Origin of the sequence: Arsenophonus sp. ENCA (genome assembly GCF_002287155.1) — a bacterium.
GTDB lineage: Bacteria > Pseudomonadota > Gammaproteobacteria > Enterobacterales > Enterobacteriaceae > Arsenophonus > Arsenophonus nilaparvatae.
The window spans coordinates 1-7,284 of the sequence record NZ_NHNG01000116.1 but is presented as its reverse complement, the minus strand read 5'-3'; the positions used below and the strand labels follow the sequence as shown (position 1 = coordinate 7,284).

At 38.1% G+C, this 7,284-nt stretch carries 6 protein-coding genes and 1 pseudogene; 5 read left to right on the top strand and 2 right to left on the bottom strand.

From position 1 onward, the window contains the following. The 3 genes and pseudogenes from CBG25_RS03370 to acnA form a co-directional block, all read left to right on the top strand. Window positions 1-233, top strand: a 233-nt coding sequence (locus tag CBG25_RS03370) for a transposase (protein WP_290604297.1), incomplete at its 5' end; no start/stop codon positions are given. A 187-nt stretch (window positions 234-420) separates the two neighbouring features. Beyond that, window positions 421-1,395, top strand: a complete 975-nt coding sequence (cysB, locus tag CBG25_RS03365) for an HTH-type transcriptional regulator CysB (RefSeq protein WP_290604517.1) — start codon at window positions 421-423, stop codon at window positions 1,393-1,395. Window positions 1,396-1,634: 239 nt separating this feature from the next. Continuing rightward, window positions 1,635-4,308, top strand: a pseudogene (gene acnA, locus CBG25_RS03360) (aconitate hydratase AcnA). Window positions 4,309-4,372: 64 nt separating this feature from the next. Here the strand turns inward: acnA and ribA are convergent. Then, a complete protein-coding gene (ribA, locus tag CBG25_RS03355; protein ID WP_290604519.1) occupies window positions 4,373-4,975 on the bottom strand; it encodes a GTP cyclohydrolase II in 603 nt (200 codons plus the stop codon). 544 nt (window positions 4,976-5,519) lie between these two features. On the opposite strand from ribA, the gene CBG25_RS03350 reads away from it, so the two are divergent. Continuing rightward, window positions 5,520-5,837 carry a LapA family protein gene (locus CBG25_RS03350; RefSeq protein WP_290604515.1) on the top strand — a complete coding sequence of 106 codons (318 nt, stop codon included), beginning with the start codon at window positions 5,520-5,522 and terminating at the stop codon, window positions 5,835-5,837. A 6-nt stretch (window positions 5,838-5,843) separates the two neighbouring features. Further along, window positions 5,844-7,013, top strand: a complete 1,170-nt coding sequence (gene lapB, locus CBG25_RS03345; protein ID WP_290604513.1) for a lipopolysaccharide assembly protein LapB — start codon at window positions 5,844-5,846, stop codon at window positions 7,011-7,013. An 83-nt stretch (window positions 7,014-7,096) separates the two neighbouring features. Here the strand turns inward: lapB and CBG25_RS03340 are convergent. After that, a partial coding sequence (locus CBG25_RS03340; RefSeq protein ID WP_290604511.1) for a zinc ribbon domain-containing protein occupies window positions 7,097-7,284 on the bottom strand: 188 nt, incomplete at its 5' end.

The window sequence follows — 7,284 nt, the reverse complement described above, 5'->3', positions numbered from 1 at the left end:
GTAAAGGCCATCGAAACAAACCGTTGTCCAAGACTCAGCAAGGGCGAAACCACAGGATTGCAAAGACTAGGGCACGGGTTGAACATGCATTTGCGGCGATGGAACAAATGGGTAGAAAACTGATCCGCACCATTGGACAGGTGCGCGCTAATTTTGCCATGACGATGATGGCAGCATGTTACAACCTAAAGCGGTTGGCGTACTTCCAGAGCGCGTGCATCGTGGCTTTCTGACGCCCAGAATGGGTCAAATGGCCCTAGCCAGGGCAATGTGCGATAGAATCAGTAACGTGATAATCAAAAAAAATCTAATTATTTAGAATGAAAGCCAAGGGTTAATTGAAAATCTTGAGTTTTTCGAGGTGCCCATAAGTTATAAAATAATTAATCCTTTATTCAATTTATAAGGACGCTGAATAAGATGAAATTACAGCAATTACGTTACATTGTAGAGATTGAAAATCATAATTTAAATGTTTCATCAACAGCAGAAGGGTTATACACATCACAACCAGGTATAAGCAAACAGGTTCGTATGCTTGAAGATGAATTGGGAGTGCAAATTTTTGGACGCAGTGGTAAACACTTAACTCATGTTACCCCAGCCGGCAAGGAAGTAATTAAAATTGCTCGAGAAGTGATGACAAAAATGCACGCTATCCGAGCAGTCGTTGGTGAACATACTTATCCTGATCGTGGCATATTAGCCATTGCTACCACGCATACTCAAGCAAGGTATGCTCTTCCTCCGGTTATTAAACAATTTATCGAACATTATCCACAAGTTTCATTACATATGAGTCAGGGTTCGCCGATACAAATTGCGGAAGATGTCAGTAAAGGAAATAGCGACTTTGCTATTGCGACTGAAGCGTTACATCTTTATAAAGATTTAGTGATGTTACCTTGTTATCATTGGAATCGCTCGGTTGTCGTTAAAGCTGATCATCCTTTAGCTGACAAGAAAAATATTACCATTAGTGAACTAGCTCAATACCCGATTGTGACTTATACCCATGGTTTTACAGGCCGCTCTGAATTGGATGAGGCTTTTTATAAGGCAGGTTTACAGGCTAAGATTATTTTTACCGCCACTGACGCTGATGTTATTAAGACTTATGTAAGATTGGGATTAGGTATAGGAATTATTGCTAGCATGGCAGTTGACCCTAATCAAGATCAAGACTTAGTTATTATTGATATGCGGGATAAGTTTAGCTATCGCACTACAAAAATAGGTTTTCATCGTAATAGTTTTCTGCGTAGCTATATGTATGATTTTATTTGGCGTTTTGCACCACATTTAACGCCTGATGTTGTTGATAAAGCGATTGCATTACGTTCAAATGAAGAAATTGAAGAAATGTTTAAAGAGATTCAATTACCAACAATATAATTTTAATAAAAATTAGAGTTTCTTTTCTATTTATGATTTTTTTTATTTTATATTTTTTCTTATGCACTAATTCCACTTCAAACCAGGGCTATTTAGCGTTAACACGTTTAATTTATTTTGAACAAAATCATATTTAATGATCATTATGTGTTACATAACCGAAAAATATTTCTAATATATTATCTTTATAAGATGCGTCATCTTAGTTATCTAGATAAAAAATAATAAAAGGAGGAGTTATGTCGTTAAGTCTAAGAACGGACTGTGCATCCACACTCTCCGCTGGAAGTAAACACTATGAATATTTTAGCTTACCTATTGCAGCCAAACAGTTAGGTGATATTTCGAATCTGCCAAAATCACTTAAAGTACTATTTGAAAATTTGTTGCGCCATCTGGATGGAAAATCTGTTGTATTAAAAGATTTGCAGGCCATGGTTGGTTGGCAGCATACGGGGCATGCTGAGCGTGAAATTGCCTATCAACCAGCCCGAGTTTTGATGCAGGATTTTACTGGTGTGCCAGCAGTGGTTGATCTCGCTGCAATGCGCGAAGCCGTGCAACGATTAGGTGGTGATGTTAATAAGGTAAATCCATTATCGCCGGTCGATTTAATTATTGACCATTCGGTTATGGTTGATGAATTTGCCACTCCTCAAGCCTTTAGTAATAACGTAAAATTTGAAATGCAACGCAACCATGAACGTTACCTATTTTTACGTTGGGGACAAAAGGCATTTAATCGTTTTAGGGTTGTACCGCCCGGAACAGGTATTTGTCACCAGGTAAATTTGGAGTATTTAGGTAAGGCAGTGTGGTATGAAGAACGAGAAGGAAAATTGTTCGCTTATCCAGACACATTGGTTGGTACGGATTCTCATACCACGATGATCAATGGTTTGGAAGTTTTAGGTTGGGGAGTGGGTGGTATTGAAGCTGAAGCCGCAATGTTGGGTCAACCGATTTCGATGCTCATTCCAGATGTAGTTGGTTTTAAATTAATAGGCAAACTAAACGAAGGGATCACCGCTACTGATTTAGTTTTGACTGTTACCCAAATGCTGCGTAAACATGGCGTAGTGGGTAAATTTGTTGAATTTTACGGTGATGGTTTAACTGATTTACCGCTCGCGGATCGTGCTACCATTGCCAACATGTCTCCTGAATATGGCGCTACATGTGGTTTCTTCCCGGTTAACAAAATCACATTAAGCTATGTGCGGTTAACAGGGCGTTCGGAAGATGAAATTGCTTTAGTTGAAAATTATACTAAAACACAAGGATTATGGCGCCATCCAGGTGAAGAACCTATTTTTACCAGTACCTTGGTATTAGATTTAGCATCGGTGGAAGCCAGTCTGGCTGGGCCCAAACGCCCTCAAGATCGGGTTGAATTGAGCCAGGTTCCACATGCATTTAAAGATTCACTCGAGCTTGAGTTAAATAAATCAACCAAAGAGCCTGCGCCATCGGTCAGTTATGATGGTAAAAATTTTCAGTTACAAGAAGGAGCGGTTGTTATTGCGGCGATAACTTCCTGTACCAATACTTCAAACCCAAGCGTTTTAATGACGGCAGGATTACTCGCGAAAAAGGCGGTTGAAAAAGGTTTAGTGCGTAAACCTTGGGTAAAATCTTCGTTAGCACCGGGTTCGAAAGTGGTTACTGATTATTTAGCTAAAGCGGGATTGACTGATTATTTAAATCAGTTAGGTTTTAATCTAGTTGGCTATGGCTGCACCACTTGCATTGGTAATTCAGGGCCACTACCGGCGCCAATAGAAGAAGCAATCAAAAAACATGATCTAACTGTTGGTGCGGTGCTATCAGGCAATAGAAATTTTGAAGGTAGGATCCATCCATTAGTAAAAACCAACTGGTTGGCATCACCACCTTTAGTGGTAGCTTATGCGTTAGCGGGTAATATGCAAATAAATTTTGTTGATGAGCCGTTGGGACAAGATAAAAATGGTAAAGATCTTTTACTCAAAGATATATGGCCTACCAGTCAGGAAATTGCTGATGTAATACAGTTAGTAAAATCTGACATGTTCCATAAAGAATATAATGCAGTTTTTGATGGCGATGAAGCATGGCAGGCGCTTGATGTAAAAAGTTCAGCCACTTATTCATGGCAACCTGATTCAACTTATATTCGTAATCCTCCGTTTTTTGATGGCATGCAGCTTGCGCCGGCGCCGATCACTGATATTCATGCTGCTCATATTCTTGCAATCTTGGGTGATTCTGTTACGACCGATCATATTTCACCAGCTGGAAATATTAAAGCCGATAGTCCAGCCGGCCGTTATTTACAGTCCCATGGCGTACAAGCAACAGATTTCAATTCGTATGGTTCGAGGCGAGGTAATCATGAAGTTATGATGAGAGGCACATTTGACAATATTCGTATTCGTAATGAGATGCTTCCTGGGGTTGAAGGGGGATTTACGCGCTATATACCAACACAGACTCAGCTAGCAATCTATGATGCCGCCATGCAATATCAGCAAAAAAAGATACCTTTAGCAATTATTGCTGGCAAAGAGTATGGTTCCGGTTCTAGTCGTGACTGGGCAGCTAAAGGAACCCTATTAATCGGGGTAAGGGTGGTTATTGCTGAATCTTATGAACGAATTCATCGCTCTAATTTGATTGGTATGGGGGGTCTTACCGTTAGAATTTCCGGCTAATGTAAACCGTAAAACGTTAAAATTGACTGGTGATAAGACAATTGACATTGCAGGCTTGCAAACGATTACTCCAGGCGAGATGATTACAGTAACCATTACTGATAAAAATGATCAGAAAACGACAATAGCGATGCGTTGCCGCATTGATACGATGACTGAATTAAAATATTTTCGTCATGGCGGTATTCTGCAGTATGTTATTCGTCAAATGTTAAAATAAACGGATTTAAACCATCAAAAACAGCTCTGTTAAAAGCAGACAGTTTTTGATAATAATTAATTGATTATTTTTTAGCCTTATCAGATAGAATATGACCTAATTTGCTGGCTTTTACATTGAGATAGTCACTATTTTTGGGATTACGACCAACAATCAGAGGAACTCGTTCTACGACATTGATTCCAGCTTCTTTCATAATTTCCAGTTTTTTAGGATTATTGGTTAATAATCTCAGTTCATTTATCGCCAATAATTTATACATGTCAGCACAGACAGTAAAATCACGTTCATCGGGTTTGAATCCGAGTTTTAAATTGGCCTCAACAGTATCCAGCCCCTGATCTTGCAGAGCATAGGCGCGGATTTTATTTAATAATCCGATGTTACGCCCCTCTTGACGATGGTATAGTAGTACTCCGCTACCTTCTTCGGCAATTTGTTTAAGTGCTGCTTCTAGTTGAAAACCACAATCACAACGTACACTAAATAAGGCATCTCCGGTCAAACATTCCGAGTGAATACGGGAAAGAACGGGTTTTCCATCAGTAATATCACCATAAATAAGTGCGATATGATTATTACCATTAACAATTTCTTCAAAACCAACAAGTAGAAACTCACCAAAAGGAGTAGGTAATTTGGCTTCAGCTATACGTTTTAACTGCATAGTGTTATACATAATGATCGAAACTCTGGATTTAAAATTAAGGAAAAGCGCGTTAAAAAATAGTTAAATATAGTTATCAAATTATTTTTACCTATATATTTTACTAGGCTAGTGGATATCATCAGTAGATAAGTTTATGTTCATATTACTACAATATGATTATTAAAAAATTAACTATTTTAACTATAAGCACATTTTGTTTATCAATTTAGATTGAGGTTTGCTGATTGAAACCGGTGCCTAATAAAAATAAATGTTTTGAGCTTTTTTCATTTATTGAAAAAAATAGCCAGCAACACTAGTATTTCGTTAAATGGGATAAATTCAATAAGGAATTTTTTGATTAAAAACATTTTTGCACCATTAACATGTTATAGGAAAATTTTTGTGGTAACTCATTATGTTATCTACCATTGAAATGTTTATTTAAATAAAAAGGTGAGTGTTGATATAATTCACTTTCTTTATTGGGTTTAGATGCTAAGTTAAGCAACGAAAAGTGTTTCCGCCGCTTTTCTATCATTAAGCAACAATAGGAAAAAACGTGAAATATTTTTTAATTTTATTACTTGCTGTAGCCATTTTTATTGTTTCCGTGACACTTGGCTCAAGCAATAATCAGATAGTAACATTTAATTATTTGATTGCTAAAGGTGACTATCCAATATCGACATTACTAGCCGTCCTTTTTGCGGTTGGATTCTTTCTGGGTTGGCTTATTTGCGGCGTGTTTTACGCTAAGGCATTAATTTCATTATCAAATGCAAGACGTAAGATTAAACGTTTAGAAAGTCAATTAACCGAATCAACTCAAAGTGAACACGATACTAAAGTGGCAGTTGTTACAAATGAAAAAAGGTAATTTTTTATGTTAGAGCTGCTATTTCTGCTACTGCCTATTGCCGCTGCCTATGGTTGGTATATGGGACGCAGAAGTGCTCAACAAGATAAACAACAAAATGCTGATCGTTTATCCCGTGAATATGTAGCTGGTGTCAATTTCTTGCTATCTAATCAACAAGATAAAGCCGTTGATCTGTTTTTAGATATGCTTAAAGAAGATAGCTCGGCGTTTGAGGCTCATCTGACATTAGGCAATCTTTTCCGTTCAAGGGGGGAGATTGAACGGGCTATCCGTATTCATCAATCCTTGTTTGAATGTAACTCATTATCCTTTGAGCAGAAACTATTAGCCACACAGCAGCTTGGACGAGATTATTTATCGGCAGGAGTTTATGATCGGGCGCGAAATATTTTTTTGCAGCTAGTTGATGAGCAAGATTTTCGCTTTAGTGCGTTACAATCTTTACTTACTATTTATCAAGCAACTAGCGATTGGTATAAAGCAATCGAGGTTGCCGAAAAATTAGTCAAAATGGGCAATCCTCAATTTAAACAAGAAATAGCTCATTTTTATTGCGAACTGGCACTATTGGAGCTGAGTAGTGACGATCTTGATGGTGCATTTCTTTTACTAAATAAAGCCGCTCAATCAAATAAAAACGCTACTCGAGTTTCTATTATGAAAGGGCGTATTCATATCGCCCGAGCTGAATATGAAAAAGCCATTTCAGTACTTAAACAAGTTTTTGATCAAGATAGAGATTTAGTCAGTGAAACTTTAACCATGCTTTATGAATGTTATCATCATTTAGCGAATTGGCATGATTGGGAAGCTTATATCCAGCAATGTGTTGCCGGCGATTGTGGAGCAACTGCTCAGCTTTATCTGGCGGAAATAATTGAAAAAAGAAAAGGGCTAGAAAAAGCGCAAATATTTATTAAACAGCAACTTGAACGTCATCCAACGATGCGATTGTTTTATAAACTGATCGATTATCATTTGGCAGACGCAGAAGAAGGCAGAGCAAAAGAGAGTCTGGAATTACTGCGCAATATTGTTGGCGAGCAAATCCGCTCTAAACCTGATTACCGTTGCCGTAAATGTGGTTTTACTACCCATTCTTTATATTGGTATTGTCCTTCATGCCGCTCTTGGGATACGATCAAACCAATAAAGGGCCTTGACGGTCAGTGACAACGTAATAAATATTGCATTCAGTGACTTGCTCCCACCACTAAATCAAAACTGATTATAGTGGGGGCTTCTTATGACCCCTATTAGCTCATGCCAATAGCTTTCGTTGTAGCACCAGCACTGACAGGTATTGCTACAAGGGAACTCTTTACATAATCGCTATGCCCTAGCGAATCAGCTAATCCTTGATGACAGATATTGATCGCAGCGTTGATATCTCTATCATGCTCTTTTCCACACTCAGGACAAAGCCAATAACGTATTGATAGAG